The sequence below is a fragment of the Pseudaminobacter salicylatoxidans genome (assembly GCF_003148475.1).
GTDB lineage: Bacteria > Pseudomonadota > Alphaproteobacteria > Rhizobiales > Rhizobiaceae > Pseudaminobacter > Pseudaminobacter salicylatoxidans.
The window spans coordinates 19,987-34,082 of sequence record NZ_QGGG01000012.1; the positions used below are offsets into that span (position 1 = coordinate 19,987).

The 14,096-nt window shown below is 64.8% G+C and carries 13 protein-coding genes; 6 read left to right on the top strand and 7 right to left on the bottom strand.

All coding sequences use genetic code 11. The features are described from left to right. Positions 1–145 precede the first annotated feature (145 nt). Genes C7441_RS16290 through C7441_RS16315 form a run of 6 tightly spaced genes read right to left on the bottom strand, consistent with a single transcriptional unit; the run spans position 146 to position 5,907 of the window. Entirely contained in the window at positions 146–1,000 is an 855-nt protein-coding gene (locus tag C7441_RS16290) for a triphosphoribosyl-dephospho-CoA synthase (protein ID WP_170125156.1), read from the bottom strand. A gap of 2 nt (positions 1,001–1,002) precedes the next feature. Continuing rightward, on the bottom strand, positions 1,003–1,926 hold the full coding sequence (locus C7441_RS16295) for an ATP-grasp domain-containing protein (protein ID WP_109613789.1): 924 nt from the start codon (positions 1,924–1,926) through the stop codon (positions 1,003–1,005). Between the two features lie 12 nt (positions 1,927–1,938). Beyond that, on the bottom strand, positions 1,939–2,895 hold the full coding sequence (gene mch / locus C7441_RS16300) for a methenyltetrahydromethanopterin cyclohydrolase (protein WP_170125157.1): 957 nt from the start codon (positions 2,893–2,895) through the stop codon (positions 1,939–1,941). Then, entirely contained in the window at positions 2,892–4,025 is a 1,134-nt protein-coding gene (locus tag C7441_RS16305; protein WP_244916174.1) for an ATP-grasp domain-containing protein, read from the bottom strand. The genes mch and C7441_RS16305 overlap by 4 nt, the downstream gene beginning before the upstream one ends. Beyond that, positions 4,003–4,899: an NAD(P)-dependent methylenetetrahydromethanopterin dehydrogenase gene (locus tag C7441_RS16310; RefSeq protein WP_109613792.1), complete on the bottom strand. Its 897-nt coding sequence runs from the start codon at positions 4,897–4,899 to the stop codon at positions 4,003–4,005. The genes C7441_RS16305 and C7441_RS16310 overlap by 23 nt, the downstream gene beginning before the upstream one ends. Positions 4,900–4,944: 45 nt before the next feature. After that, positions 4,945–5,907: a beta-ribofuranosylaminobenzene 5'-phosphate synthase family protein gene (locus C7441_RS16315; protein WP_109613915.1), complete on the bottom strand. Its 963-nt coding sequence runs from the start codon at positions 5,905–5,907 to the stop codon at positions 4,945–4,947. A 159-nt stretch (positions 5,908–6,066) separates the two neighbouring features. Between C7441_RS16315 and C7441_RS16320 the strand changes: the two genes are divergently transcribed. The 5 genes from C7441_RS16320 (at position 6,067) to C7441_RS16340 (ending at position 10,962) form a co-directional block, all read left to right on the top strand. Next, positions 6,067–6,459, top strand: a complete 393-nt coding sequence (locus tag C7441_RS16320; RefSeq protein ID WP_109613793.1) for a 4a-hydroxytetrahydrobiopterin dehydratase — start codon at positions 6,067–6,069, stop codon at positions 6,457–6,459. Positions 6,460–6,558: 99 nt separating this feature from the next. Next, positions 6,559–7,635, top strand: coding sequence for a molybdopterin-binding domain-containing protein (locus C7441_RS16325; protein ID WP_109613794.1), 1,077 nt, complete (start codon positions 6,559–6,561; stop codon positions 7,633–7,635). Next, positions 7,629–9,260: a formylmethanofuran dehydrogenase subunit A gene (locus tag C7441_RS16330; RefSeq protein ID WP_109613795.1), complete on the top strand. Its 1,632-nt coding sequence runs from the start codon at positions 7,629–7,631 to the stop codon at positions 9,258–9,260. The genes C7441_RS16325 and C7441_RS16330 overlap by 7 nt, the downstream gene beginning before the upstream one ends. Continuing rightward, positions 9,248–10,156, top strand: coding sequence for a formylmethanofuran--tetrahydromethanopterin N-formyltransferase (gene fhcD / locus C7441_RS16335; protein WP_109613796.1), 909 nt, complete (start codon positions 9,248–9,250; stop codon positions 10,154–10,156). The genes C7441_RS16330 and fhcD overlap by 13 nt, the downstream gene beginning before the upstream one ends. Next, the gene (locus tag C7441_RS16340; RefSeq protein ID WP_109613797.1) at positions 10,153–10,962 is read left to right on the top strand and encodes a formylmethanofuran dehydrogenase subunit C; all 810 of its coding nucleotides are present in this window, start codon (positions 10,153–10,155) and stop codon (positions 10,960–10,962) included. Before fhcD ends, C7441_RS16340 begins: the two co-directional genes overlap by 4 nt. 131 nt (positions 10,963–11,093) lie before the next feature. Here C7441_RS16340 and C7441_RS16345 read toward each other — a convergent pair whose 3' ends face one another. Continuing rightward, the gene (locus C7441_RS16345) at positions 11,094–11,507 is read right to left on the bottom strand and encodes a MerR family transcriptional regulator (RefSeq protein ID WP_109613798.1); all 414 of its coding nucleotides are present in this window, start codon (positions 11,505–11,507) and stop codon (positions 11,094–11,096) included. A gap of 155 nt (positions 11,508–11,662) precedes the next feature. Here C7441_RS16345 and C7441_RS16350 point away from each other — a divergent pair, with 155 nt between their 5' ends. After that, positions 11,663–14,020: a heavy metal translocating P-type ATPase gene (locus tag C7441_RS16350; RefSeq protein ID WP_109613799.1), complete on the top strand. Its 2,358-nt coding sequence runs from the start codon at positions 11,663–11,665 to the stop codon at positions 14,018–14,020. Positions 14,021–14,096 lie beyond the last annotated feature (76 nt).

The following is a 14,096-nucleotide window of genomic DNA, read 5'->3' on the forward strand; positions in this document are numbered from 1 at the left end:
TCCAAGACACAATTATGGTGTCCACTTGTGCCGCTCTCGAGCGGACGCCCGATGGACAGCTATCCTTGTTGGCAGCGTCCGGACAATCCGGACCGGTTGGCTAGATAGCAGCGAAAGCACTGCTTCCGCTGCGGAAATTCAACCATCAACCCGACAACTGCGCAAGCCGGCCTCCCAGATTGTGGACTAAAAGACAAGCTACCGTGAGATCGGCCGAAGTGCCGGGATTGATTCCGCGTTCTTTCAGGCGCGCATCGAATTCCGAGAGCAGCTCGATCCGCCGCGGATCGTCCGGCGCCGACAGGAACCGGGCATGGACCGAAAGCGCCTCGTTGCGCACCTTCTGCGCCGTTTCAAGGTTGAATTTGCGCTGGACATGGCTGTCCGGAAAGGCGGTCAGAAACGCCAGATAGCAGTGCACGGCAGGCCACATGCCGGTTTCGCCGCAGTCGATAGCCGTTTCCAGTGCCGGAAGGCCGAGCTCGAATATATCGGCAAAACCGGAGATGTATTGACGGGCGATGCGGTCGCGGTCGGCGGCTTGCCTCATCGCTTCCAGGAGGCCAACGGTCGGCCTTTCATGCACGTCATGCGTGGACGCCGCGCCGAGCCCGCCGGGAGAAGCCAGCACGATGGCCTCGAATACCGCCGCGGTGTCATCAAGGTCGATTGCCTGGAGGGCGTGGCCCAGCCTTTCGCGCAGTCTTCCTCCTTCCGGAGCCGCTGCCGCCGCAAGCGGTGCGCAAAGCAGGATGATGCCGAGATTGGTGTTTGTGCCGACGGCCGCGCGCGTGGCCCGTACCGCTTCGACGATGCGCTGGCCGAGCGATAGCGTGGGGTCCGTCAGCGGGTCGGAAGACACCTGCGCGCTTGTCAGGAATTCCTGTGCCGTCATGCGGTGTCCATCGGCAAACAGGTGGACGTTGCCGGGCTTCAGTGCCTCGATTTCCCGCCGGCAGGCATCCTCATAGGCGGCCCGGATTGCTTGCCTTCGTGTCATGTTCAGCACGCGGCGCTCGCAGGCAGGAGGCTTGCCGGGGTGTCGGCGCGAGCTGCGAGGAAGTCCAGAAGCGCTTCGGCGATGGCATCGGCAATATCGACCGCGACCACCGACTGAAGACCCGACCAGGCGGGCATGCTGTTGACTTCGAGGATAAACAGCCGCCCCTCCGCGTCGGGCAGGATGTCCACGCCTGCGAAATCCGCGCCTACCGCGCGCGCGGCGGCAATCGCCAGCTTCTCCAACTCGCCATCGGGCGAGACAAGCCCCTCGGGCGTTGCCCCGCGATTGATGTTGGTGATCCAGTCGTCGCCACGCCGCAGCATCATGGCCAACACCCTGTCGGCGCAGACGAAGACACGATAGTCGCGGAAGGGCGGGCCGGGGCGCGGCACATAACGCTGGAGATAATAGACGCCGCTGACGTCTGCTTCCGGCGGCAAATCTTCCGTGCTCCGGACCAGCCGGATGCCGCGGCCCTGTGCGCCGAAAAGAGGCTTCAGCACCAGCGGTCCCGCCTCATGCGCAACGATCGCTTGCGCCGCGTCCCGGCCCTCGACTGCGAAGGTGGCCGGGGTGGGAAGGCCGGCCCTTTGCAGGAGAAACGTGGTCATCGACTTGTCCACGCAGCGCTCGATGGCCTGCGCCGAGTTCCACACCGGCACGCCAAGACGAGCCAGCGCGTGCAGCACGCCGAGGCGACGGGTGATTGCCTCGAATGATCCGGCCGCCACGGAACGCACCAGAACCGCATCGGGAAGTTCGCCTGCACCCAAGCCGGGAATGGCAAGGCCGGACGGGCTGCCGGTATCGAAGCCGATCTCCGAAAGGGCGGCCGTAACGGTCTCGCAACCGCGTCTTTCAAGCGCTACCGCAAGCCCCCGCGAACGGTTGGTGACGATGTCGTTGACGACCAGGACCTTCACGTTCTGTCCTTCTCAGCCAAGGCACCTCTCCAGCATGGCGAGGTCGCGCCGTCCGGCGCGGAACGTTTCGCCGGTTTCGATTGCGGTGATGGCAATTTCGGCCGGGCTGAAAAGCAGCGGGTCTATGGCATAGAAGTCGCCCTTGAAGTGTTCGAAGACTTCCGCGAATGGACGGCCATAGTCGCGCGAGGCGCTGCTGGGCATCTTTTCCGCGAGGTCGCGCGCGTCGTCGGACGAACCGCGTACGAAAAGCTGCGCGGTGCCGCCGTAGATGATGGCGTCGTTGGTGCGGCCCATGGCGGCGAGGAAATCCGGATGCGGGGCCGGCACGGGCGCCGTCGCGACACCATCGACGATGTTGTCCAGCGGGAACTTTAGGTCGTTGGCCTTGTGCAGGACGACTTCCAGCGCCCGGCTGACGATCTGCACGCCACCGGCAAGGCTTTGGGTAGGTGCATAGATGAAGGTGAGGTTTTCGGGCACGATGTCGGCCGCCTTGGAGACTTTCTCCACCACGGCCTCCGGCGGCGGCGTGGCCGCTTCGAGGATGACGGCCGTCCGCTTCGCATTCTCGCGATAGGTCAGCGTCTCGAACAGCGGCTCCACGCACACCAGCATGCGCACCGGGCCGGAGCCCATGGCGAAATAGTCGTCGATGGAAAGGTTCCAGCCCGCATATTGCGCGGCAAGGCAGGCGATGACCGGCTGCGAGGAGCGGACCTGCACATTGAGCGGATATTTTTCTGCCGTCGCGTTCATGACGAGCGAGACGGTGCCGAGCCCGCCCATGGCGGCTTCGGCCATACGCAACCCGGCCTCGATGCTGCCGAGCGCTCTTGCGCCGGCATCGATCCGGCGCTCGCCAAGCGAGCCCGTGGAAACGTTAACGCGCAGGCGCTCGGCATCCGCCACCATGCTTTGCGCGATGCGCGCGGCGTTTTCGTTGAGAAAGGCTGAGCCCTCTTTCATGGTCGGATACCTCCTGCCCATTGGCGTTTCAGTTCGCGGGCGCGTGCGTTCAGGGTTTGCCGCGCGGCGCGGATATTGGGGCCGCGCGCGAAGATGGTGCAGACCGGATCGCCCGCCCGCAGTTTGGTGCCGGCCGCTTGCCGGTCGGCTGCCCAGCCGGGCCAGTCGATCTGCGGAAAGCTCTCCAGCGGTCGGTCAGTGTAGGCGATCATCGAGGCCATGCAGTCGGAAAAGACCGGCAGCCGAATGGGCTTTCCGCGCGCAGCGTCGAGATGCGCTTCCATGGGCGATGCTTCGTCGGCGTCGAAAATGTCGAGCGTGGCGCCCGGCCGGGGATTGATTTCGAGCAGATGGTAGCCCTGCGCGTTGCGGATCAGGTCGGCGCTGCACAGGCCGACCAGATTGCAACGGCGGGTCAGCAGGGAAAGCCAGCTTTCGATGGTGACGGCGTCCTTGCGGTCCAGGCGGCGCAGCCGTACCGCGCCGCCATAGCGGTAGGGCGCGGCCGTTGTCGGCGAGGCAAACTGCCGGCTGAAGCCCACGACATGCGCTTGGCTGCCATCGCCGACGAACAGGGCCGAGACGCTGCTGCCTTCCACAAAGCGCTGGAAATAGCGGCCCGGCGCAGCCGCATCGCCATTGGCGCGGCCGATATGGGTGCCACCGGCACCGCCGTCGCGCTTGAGCAGCCAGTTGTGCGGATCGTCGGGCCGCTGGCGCCGGATTTCGGGATGCGGGATGCCGAGTTCGGCGCAGTCGGCCGCGAAGCGTTCCGGGTCTTTCACGCGACGAATGGAATCGCCAGCGCATCCGGCCAAGGGAAAACGGGCGGCCAGAGTGTCGATGAGGCCCGGCAGCCGCTCGAAACCGGAGCCGCAGATCAGCGCCAAAGGCTCCTCGCGGTTGGAAAGCTTGGTTAGCGTGCTGATGATGCGGTCGGGGTCGATACCTTTGTGCAGGTCGCCGGGCAGCATCGCCGTGCGTTCGGCCAGCGCGCGCGTGTCGTCGTCGCAGAAAAAGTCGGCCACCAGCGCGCGATAGCCCGCGCGGCGCGCGGCGGCTGCCAGTGCCCGACCGGAAATCGCCGCGATCAGCACGGCGCTCGAGTTACTTTGCGATCTCGCGCGCAAGGGTAAATGCGTCCTGAAAATCATATGCGACCGGCTTTTCGGCGCCGATCATCTTCTGGAACAATCCGAATTCGGTCTTGTACTTCACATTGCCGATGGCGAGCGGACCGATACCGACAGCCCTTGTCGCTTCGATCGGGTCGCCATTGGCGCTGACCCCCAACCCCTCTATGCCGGCTGGCGGCACGGCATTGACGTCCGCCGCGATCAGCAGGTCCTGCGCTTGCGAAAGCTGATCGCGCGACAGCACCTGGATGCCCGCCTTGGCGGCCGACAGCACCACCTGGCTGGCATGGACGGCGTCCTTCTTCCTGTCGTCGCTCGAGCCGTCAACCGGCCAGGTATCGACATCGAAGCGGCGCTTGATGTCGGCGGCAATCTTCGTCACCCGTTCGACGCCGTCATGGCCGACGAGCGTTACCTCGGCACCCTCCCTGGCGGCGATGACGGCCGTGCAATAGCCCACCACGCCGGTCGCGCCGAAGACGGTGATGCGTGTGTTGTCGAGCGTGCGCTCGAACTTGCTGCGCAAGAGCTTTTCCGTCTTGGCGACCATGGCCGCCGCCGTGGTGAACGAACCGGCCGGGTCGGCGAAGACAGAAATCTTGAAGGGCGGCACCATCGCCTTTTTCGCGGCCGCGAACATGTCGAGTGCAAGGGCTGCGTCCTTGCCGGCGATGAAGATGCCGGTGTTGACCCCGGCATCGGGCGGGCGCGAGAAGATCGCGTCCTGGACGAGACCGGTGACTTCGGCCAGGCCGACCTCGACATAGGGCACCACGACGTCATAGCCGGCATCGACCGCCATGTTGACGTCGAACGGGCTCATGTGCCGGAGCGGCGTGAGCATATGCAGGATGTGTTTGCGGGCCATGATGATCTTCCTGGCTGTGACAGAGGGTGCCCTGCGGATGAAAGTCTAGGAACCGACGAGATTGAGCGCGGTGGCGTGGATCTCGGCCCCGGAATTGCGGCCGCGCACGATGCGCGTTTCGATGCCCGGCGGCAGCGAGCCAGCCTTGCGTACAATCGCTTCGGCTTGCGCCGCCGGCGCGAAGACGAAGCCAGTCGGACCCCACGAACTCTGGCCGATGCCGGTCGCACCCGCTGTCGCGAGGCGGTTGGCAACATCCTCCACCCGCTTGCTGGTGAAGATGCCGCCCTGCGCCGACGCGAAATAGGCGCCGATCAGCGACTGGATGGCGGTAATGCCGGCGCCGAAGGCGGGCAGGTCGCGCTCCACCAGCGCGGGCATCACCCCCATCAGCACATGGCGGCAGATTTCCCCGGCGCTCGCGGCCGGGAAGGGCGGCAAGGCGCGAAACGCGTCGATTTCCTCGGCTCCATGGATGCCGTTCTGGTTATGATCGAGGATCAGGATCGCGCGCCAGTCGTCGGGAAACGGAAGGCGGGCAACCACCGGCGGCTGCCTGCCGCTGTCGTCCTTGCCGGCATCGACGATCACGCCGCCGCTTTCGAAGCTGGCGATGCCGATGCCGGAACGTTCGCCGCGCCCGAGCAATATGGCATCGGCGGCCGTGTCGAGCGGCATCTTGTGCAGAGTGCGCAGAGCCGCCGCTACTGCGATGGCGATCTGCGTGCCGGAGCCGAGCCCGGCATGGGGCGGGATGGCCTGTTCGACCACCAGCCGATGGCCCGTGTGGATGCCGAGATGCCTGCACAGGCGCTTGAGGTGTTCTCCGGCGCGGGCGGCATCCGGCCCTTCGGCGCTGTTTTCGTGCGCGCGTGCCAAGGTCACTATCGTTTCCGGCCCGCTCAGCGGCAGGCCGAGACTACCGAAACGGCGCGCGGCGTCGCCGCTCAGGTCGAGAAACCCAAGATGCAGCCTTGCCGGCACTTTTATGGTCACGGAATTAGACATCTGCCCCCTTGTGGGTGCATCATACATGCATCACAGAAGTTTAGGTGCCCATTGCAATGATAGCGGCTTTCAAAGGCGGGGCAAGCGGGACAAAAGGTTACATGGGCGTTTCCGGGCAGGCGGAGCCTTTGGAAATTCGGAGGGACGGTGGAGGCGATCATGAGTGAAGAAAAGCAAGCTGCTGCAAAGGAACGCGTTTATTCCGAGGCCGAAATCACCGAACGGCTCCAGAAGGAGCTGCCGAAATGGTGGTATGAGAATGGCTGGATCAGGCGCAAATACAAGACCCATAGCTGGAAATCCACGCTGATGGTCATCAATACGGTCGGCCATCTGGCCGAGGCCGCCTGGCACCATCCCGATATCGCCGCGTCCTATGCCTGGGTCGAGGTGAAGCTCCAGAATCATGCGGCCAAGGGCATTACCGACAAGGATTTCGAACTGGCCAGGAAGATCGAATCCGTTGTTGGATGGCAGCCGGGCAAGGAAGGCGGCGCGCTCGAAGGCACGCCATCCACCGACCAGCGCTTCGCCTACATCAAATACGATTGACGCGGGCGCGCTGTCCTTCGATAGTCCGGACCGGGTGGGGTTTCCGCTCAAAACAGTTTCGTCTAAAGTCAGACCGGGCACCAGAAAGTTTGCGAGAGCATGACGGTTGCATGGATCGGCGACCGGGGCGTGCCTGTGGCTGACGCGGCAAAGCATGCCGCCGAGCTTCTGGTGACCAGTTCCTGTCCCGTTTTCAGTTTCGATACGGATGTGCATGGCACGCGCGCCGCGATCGCACTCGCACGTGCGGTCGGTGCCGCCTATGACCAGCTCGACGGCGAGGCGGTGGCGCGGGAGACGGCGCAGCACACCGACAAGGGCGGCATGTTCATCGCGCCGGGCGAGGTGCGGCGGCGTGCGGATGTGATCGTCATCGTCGGGGCGCTGCCGGCAGCGCATCGCGACATCATGGCAGGGCTTGCCGCTACCGTTCCCGATCTCGATGCCGGAACCGGCCGACAGTTTTTCCTGATCGGGACTGAGGTGAAAGCGCCGGCAAAGGTCAAGGCGACGCGGCTTTCCTGCGATGGCGGGCTTGAGGCCACGCTTGCCGCACTGCGCGCGCAATGGGCCGGACGCAAGACCGCTCTCGAAGTGACCCATTTTGCCCACTTCGCCAAGGCGTTGGCCGACGCTCGTTTTCCGGTCTTCACCTTTTGCGGTCAGTCGGTCGGAACGCTCGGGCTGGAGATGCTGCAAGGGCTCATCGCCGACATCAACGGCAAGCAGCGCGCCTCGGCGCTGCATCTGCCGGCAAGCGAGAATGGCTGGGGCAGCACGCTGGCCTCGACCTGGACGACAGGCTTCCCGCTTCGTACCAGCCTGATGCGCGGCGAAGCGGAGTTCGACCCCTGGCGTTTCGATGCGGCGCGGATGATCGCCGATGGCGAGGCGGACCTGCATCTGGTCGTTGCCGATGATGCGAAGCGTCTGCCTGCCGGGTCCAGGAATATGGCGCTGATCGCGCTGACCGGAACCAAAAAACAGGTTGCCGGGGCCGCCGTGACCATTGCCATCGGCACGCCGGGCCTCGGCCATGACGCGGTCTTCTATGCGAGCCGGATCGGTACGCTGGCGGCCATCGAGGCGAAAGCTCCAAGCGAACTGCCGTCGACGGCGGCCGTATTGCGGCAGATCGCCGAACATTTGCCGCAAGAAGAGGCATTGCCATGCTGACCCGGATCGCCGGCGGTGAAATCGTCGATCCCGTCAACGGTCGCGTCGGCAAGGGCGATCTCTGGATCGAGGACGAGACGGTCGTTGACGAACCTGTTGGTCGTCAGCCCGATCTCACGCTGGACGCAACGGGTTGCGTGGTGATGGCCGGTGCCATCGATATCCACTCCCATATTGGCGGCGGCAATGTGAACACGGCGCGGCTGCTGCTGCCCGAGCAGCATAAGGCGCATGCGTCGCGCCCGGCCACCACGCCGCTGTCCAAGGTCGGCTGGACGACATTCGAGACCGGCCGCCGCTACGCGCAGATGGGGTTCACCACCGTGGTCGAGCCGGCGATGTCGCCGGGGGCGGCGCTGCACACCCACCTCGAACTGGCCGACATACCGATCATCGACAAGGCGACGCTGGCGATCCTCGGCAACGACGACTTCTTGCTCGCGATGATCCGCGACAAGGCCTCGCCGGTCATGATCGAGGACTATGTCGCCTGGACCGTGGCGTCGAGCCGTGCGCTCGGGGTGAAGGTCATCAATGCCGGCGCGGCGGCGGCCTTCAAGGAGAATGCGCGCAGCTTTTCCTTCGACGATGTCGTGCCTTTCTACGGCACGAGTTCGCGCAGCATCGTCAAGACGCTGCAGGCGGCGGTCGGTGCGCTCGGCATTCCGCATCCGCTGCATGTCCATTGCAACAATCTCGGCATTCCGGGCGCGCCGGACACGGCCGCCGAAACCATGGCGGCGGCGGAAGGCCTGCCCCTGCATCTGGCGCATCTCCAGTTCTACGGCTACGGCACCGAGGGCAAGCGCGGGTTTTCGTCGGCCGCCGCGCGGCTGGCCGAACTGGTCAACTCGACACGCGAGATCACCATCGATGTCGGGCAGGTGATGTTCGGCCAGACGGTGACCATTTCGTCGGATGTGCTGCGGCAGTTTTCGGCGCGCGGAACCGCCAGTCCCCGGAAATCGGTGATCATCGACGGCGATGCCAATGGCGGCGGCATCGTGCCCTACAATTATCGGGATGATTTCCACGGTTCGCTGCAATGGGCGATCGGGCTGGAACTGTTCCTGCTGATCGAAGACCCGTGGCGGGTGTTCTTCACCACCGACCACCCCAACGGCGCGCCCTTCACCGCCTATCCGGAAATCTTCGAGCTGCTGATGAGCCGCGAGGCGCGCGCGCAGGCCATGGAAAGCCTGTCGAAGCGGGCGCTGGCCCTGTCCACGCTTCCCGACCTGACGCGCGAATACACGTTCGAGGAAATCGCGATCATGACACGGGCGGCACCCGCCAGGCTGCTCGGCCTCAAGGATCGGGGGCATTTGGGAGCAGGGGCGCTGGCCGACATTGCAGTTTATCGCAAGGGCGGCGACATCGCCCGGATGTTCCGCTCGGCCGCATTCGTGCTGAAGAACGGTGAAATGGTGGTCGAGGACGGCATTGTCAAAAACTATCGCTGGGGCAAGGCGCTGCGGCTGAAGCCCACGCCGGACAAGGCCATGGTGAAGCGACTGGAGGGCTATTATCAGGAGCGCTACGGCCTGTCGCTGAACTGGTTCGATTTCCCCGATTCCGCGCTTCCGCGCGAGCAACCGTTCAGCGAGGTGTCATGCAACGCTTGACGGTCAACGGCGTCGCCATCGACGACACTTTTGCCGAAGCCTTCGGCATGCGCGCTACCGCCATCATCATCACCGCACCCAACCGCAAATGGGCGCGGCAGGCAGCTATCACCATGACGGGCTTTGCCACCTCGGTGATCGGCTGCGGCTGCGAGGCGGCGATCGACGTGGAGTTGTCGGGCTCGGAGACACCGGACGGCCGGCCCGGCTGCCGCGTGATGATCTTCGCCGTCAGCACCGACGAATTGCAGAAGCAGTTGCAGAACCGGCTCGGCCAATGCGTGCTGACTTCGCCGGGCAGCGCCTGCTTTGCCGGGCTGAAGGGCACGGCCGATCTGAAGCTCGGCGCCGCGCTGCGCTATTTCGGCGACGGCTGGCAGGTGTCGAAGAAATTCGGCGGACGGCATTTCTGGCGCGTGCCGGTGATGGATGGCGAATTTCTGTGCGAGGCCACCACCGGCCTCACCAAGGAGGCCGTCGGCGGCGGCAATCTGCTGCTGGTCGCCTCATCCAGCGCCAAGGCACTGGCGGCAGCGGAAGCAGCCGTGGCGGCGATCGAAAAGGTGCCGGGTGCGATCATGCCGTTTCCGGGCGGCGTCGTGCGCTCGGGCTCCAAGATCGGCGGCAAGTACAAGGGCATGATCGCCTCGACCAACGATGCCTTCGCGCCGACGCTGCGCGGGGTGACCAAGAGCGAGCTTGGACCCGACGACAATGCCGTGCTGGAGATCGTCATCGACGGCGAGACCAGCGATGCGGTGGCGGCGGCGATGAGGGCCGGCATCGGCGCGGTCACGGCGCTGGGGCCGGACAAGGGCGCTTCGCGCATCAGCGCCGGCAACTATGGCGGCAAGCTCGGGAAATTCCACTATCATCTGAAGGATTTGCTGCCGTGAAGCCGCTCACCTTCACCTTGCGCGAGATCCCGCCGGAACGGCTCGACCTGTCGCCGCTGACGCCGCAGGGGCTGGCGGGTCTTTCAGCCAAGGAAATGGGCGGGATAAAACTCGGCATGTCGAAGCGCGGCCTCACGGTTGGCGATCTTTTCAAGATTTCCGGTGGCGACGTGCAAAACCTCGCCTTCGAGGGCGGCAGCTCCCGCTTCGACGGCGTCGGCACCGGGATGACCGAAGGCAGCATTCGCGTTGCCGGCGATGTCGGTGCGCAGGTGGGCCGAAAGATGCGCGGCGGCCAGCTTCTGGTCGAGGGCAGCACGGGGCCGCATGCCGGTTCCTGCATGCGTGGCGGCCGGCTGGAGATTCTTGGCAATGCCGGCGATCATCTCGGCGGGCCGCTGGCGGGCGAACTCGCCGGCATGAATGGCGGGCTGCTCATCGTGCGCGGCCGCGCCGGCGCTTATGCGGCCGACCGGATGCGTCGCGGCGTGGCGGCCGTGTTGAAGGGTTGCGGCGACTATGCCGGCGCGCGCATGATCGCCGGGACGCTGGTCGTCACAGGTGGGGTAGGGCGCCTGCCGGGTTATCTGATGCGGCGCGGCTCGATCCTGCTCGACCGCATGCCGGAAGAATTGTCGCCCAGCTTCGTCGCATGCGGCGCGCCGGACAGCGTCTTTGCCGGCGTGTTCGACCGCTATCTGGTGGCAGAGGGTATTCTCAAGCGGCCGCTGCTTGGGGCCGCGCCGGGTAAGTTCGGCGGTGACAATGCCGTAGCCGGCACAGGGGAGATTTTGTACAGGCGGTGATGCGGCCCTCTCCCGTCGATGGGGAAGGTCGCCACGAATTGGCGGGCGGGGTGCGGGCTTCTCGTTGCGGCAATATTCGTCTCACCCTGGACCTTCGGTCCCTCCCATCAAGGAGAGGGTAGAGTGACGCCTTAATGCTCGCTTTCACACAATTCATGATGGGCAAGGGCGTGGATGACGTAGCAGTCCTTCACCTGGTCGCCATGGCAATGCGTGGCGATGCGCTCCAGTTCCGTTTCAAGTCGCCTCAGCTTCTCGATCTTGCCGCGCACCGCCTTTAGCTGTTCGGCCGCAATGCGGTCGGCATCGACGCAGGGGCGCTCCGGATGCTGGCTGAGATCGATCAGCTTGCGGATGGCTTCCAGCGTCAGCCCAAGGTCGCGGGCATGGCGGATGAAGGAGAGGCGATCCTTTTCCTCACATGTGTAGCGGCGCTGGTTGCCCTCCGAGCGCTCGGCCGCCTCGATCAGACCGATCTGCTCGTAATAGCGAATGGTCGGTATCTTCACCCCGGTCTGACGCGACAGGTCGCCGATGCTGAGCATGATCCTCTCCTGCAAAATCTATAGTCTATGGAGATATGGAGCTTGTCCGACCCGAGGTCAAGAATGACCGCGAATGCGAAAAAAGTGCGAAAAACCCTCTTGTAGCTCTAGTTGCTAGAGGGGCTACGTCCATCCTGTACGCACAGGAGAACACCATGTCCGCGCGCAAAGACGCCGAGATCATCAAGCTCGATGCTGCTTGTTGCAGCCCCAGGCAAGTGGAGGCCCAGGAAAGCCACCGGCATTCCCATGGCCATAAACATGATCACGCGCATGAGCATGGCGGCTGTTGCGGACACGGCCATGATCATGGCGAGCCGGATGATGAGATCGCATCCGCGCCGGTGGTTTCAGGGCGCAGCTTCCGGGTGTTCGGCCTGGACTGCGCAGAAGAAGTGGCAACGTTGAAATCGGCCGTCGGACCGGTGGTCGGCGGGACGACACATCTGGCGTTCGACGTCATCAACGGACGGATGACCGTTCTGGACGGTGCGGGTCCCATCCAGGCCAGCACGATCGTTTCGGCGGTCGCCGCAACCGGCATGCGGGCAGAGCCATGGCAGGAAGGCGCACCGCCGGCCAAGGATGCGCGGCTTGCCGAGCAAAAGCTGTTCACCGCGCTGAGCGGCCTGTTCCTCCTTGCCGGCTTCGTCGTCCATGCCATGATGTCGCCGGGCCAGTCTTTCCTGGAGATCATGGCTTTCCATCATCCCGAGGGCGCGCCGCTCGCCGAGCAGGCGGCGCTCATCCTGTCGGTCATCACCGGTGCGCGCTTCGTCGTGGTCAAGGCGTGGTATGCGCTCAGGCGCATGTCGCCGGATATGAACCTGCTGATGATGGTGGCCGTGGCTGGTGCGCTCATCCTCGGCGACTGGTTCGAAGCCGCCACCGTCGCTTTCCTGTTTGCGCTGTCGCTGATGCTTGAAAGCTGGAGTGTCGGCCGCGCGCGCAATGCGGTTTCGGCCTTGCTCGACCTCGCACCGCCTGTGGTGCGGGTGAAGGATGCGAATGGCGAACGCGAGGTGAAGGCGGCGGATGTGCGTATCGGTACACGTTTCATCGTGCGCGGCGGCGACCGCATCGCGCTCGATGGCCGCGTCGTTTCAGGCGTCAGCTCCGTCAATCAGGCGCCGATTACGGGCGAAAGCATTCCAGTCGGCAAGGAACCGGGCGACGAGGTGTTCGCCGGTACCGTGAATGGCGACGGGACGCTGGAAGTGGAGGCGACCAAGGCGGCGAGCGATACGACGCTGGCGCGCATCATCCGCATGGTGTCGGACGCCCACAGCCGGCGTGCGGCGGTGGAGCAGTGGGTGGAGCGCTTCGCGCGCGTCTACACGCCCGCTGTCATGCTGCTGGCGCTGCTGGTGTTCGTCGTGCCGCCACTGTTGTTCGGTGGCGAATGGAGGGCGTGGTTCTACAATGCGCTGGTGCTGCTGGTCATTGCCTGCCCCTGTGCGCTGGTCATCTCCACCCCGGTGTCGATCGTCGCCGCGCTCGCTTCGGCCGCGCGCAATGGCGTGCTGATCAAGGGTGGCACCTTCATCGAGCTGCCGTCCAGGCTCACCGCGCTCGCCATGGACAAGACCGGCACGCTGACCAGGGGCGAGCCGCAGGTTACGGCCGTCATCCCGCTTTCGGGCCATGACGAGCAGGAACTGTTGCAGCGGGCCGGCGCGCTGGAGGCGCGCAGTTCGCATCCGCTGGCCGATGCGATCCTGCGTCACATGAAGCAAAGCGGCATCGAGCCGATTGCCGGCGAGGATATTAAGCTGCTGCCGGGCAAGGGCGTGCAGGGCACCTTCAACGGCAAGACATACTGGCTCGGCTCATGGCGTTACGCGGTCGCGCGGGGTCAGGCCGACGATGCCGTCGCGGCCCGGATTGCCCAACTGGAGGGGAACGGCGCCACCACCGTGGTCGTCGGCTCCGAAGGCCATCTGTGTGGCGTCATTGCGCTCGCCGACACGATCCGGCCAGAGGCAAAGGCCATCCTGTCCGCGCTGCATGCGCAGGGGGTGAAAGAGGTTGTCATGCTGACCGGCGACAACCGCGCCGCCGCGGAAAGCGTTGCGCGGCAGGTCGGCATCGATACGGTGCGGGCCGAGCTTCTGCCGGCGCAGAAAGTCGAGGTCGTCGACGAATTGACCGGGCGTCACGCGATGGTCGCCATGATCGGTGACGGCGTCAACGATGCGCCGGCCATGGCGCGCGCCAATTTCGGCATTGCCATGGGTGCCATCGGGTCCGACGCGGCCATAGAGACGGCCGACATTGCGCTCATGACCGACGATCTCTCCAAGGTGCCATGGCTGATCCGCCATTCGCGCCGTGCCATGGGCGTCATCCGGCAGAACATCGTCTTCGCGCTTGGCGTGAAGGCCGTGTTCATGGCGCTGACGGCATTCGGCATCGCCACCATGTGGGGGGCGATCGCGGCGGATGTCGGCGCCTCGCTGCTGGTGGTGGGCAATGCGCTGCGTTTGCTCAACGGCAAGTCACAAAGCGCGTGATCGCAAGGTTTCGTTAACAATAACAGCCAAGAATTGTCGCCAAACATGATTTGACGCCCGCAGTTCCGCCACAGAT

Excerpts from the sequence above, each read along its gene's own strand:
- C7441_RS16290 (WP_170125156.1), bottom strand. The coding sequence starts at position 1,000 with ATGACACGAAGGCAAGCAATCCGGGCCGCCTATGAGGATGCCTGCCGG.
- mch (WP_170125157.1), bottom strand. The coding sequence starts at position 2,895 with ATGAAAGAGGGCTCAGCCTTTCTCAACGAAAACGCCGCGCGCATCGCG.
- C7441_RS16310 (WP_109613792.1), bottom strand. The coding sequence starts at position 4,899 with ATGGCCCGCAAACACATCCTGCATATGCTCACGCCGCTCCGGCACATG.
- C7441_RS16315 (WP_109613915.1), bottom strand. The coding sequence starts at position 5,907 with ATGTCTAATTCCGTGACCATAAAAGTGCCGGCAAGGCTGCATCTTGGG.
- C7441_RS16320 (WP_109613793.1), top strand. The coding sequence starts at position 6,067 with ATGAGTGAAGAAAAGCAAGCTGCTGCAAAGGAACGCGTTTATTCCGAG.
- C7441_RS16325 (WP_109613794.1), top strand. The coding sequence starts at position 6,559 with ATGACGGTTGCATGGATCGGCGACCGGGGCGTGCCTGTGGCTGACGCG.
- C7441_RS16330 (WP_109613795.1), top strand. The coding sequence starts at position 7,629 with ATGCTGACCCGGATCGCCGGCGGTGAAATCGTCGATCCCGTCAACGGT.
- fhcD (WP_109613796.1), top strand. The coding sequence starts at position 9,248 with ATGCAACGCTTGACGGTCAACGGCGTCGCCATCGACGACACTTTTGCC.
- C7441_RS16345 (WP_109613798.1), bottom strand. The coding sequence starts at position 11,507 with ATGCTCAGCATCGGCGACCTGTCGCGTCAGACCGGGGTGAAGATACCG.
- C7441_RS16350 (WP_109613799.1), top strand. The coding sequence starts at position 11,663 with ATGTCCGCGCGCAAAGACGCCGAGATCATCAAGCTCGATGCTGCTTGT.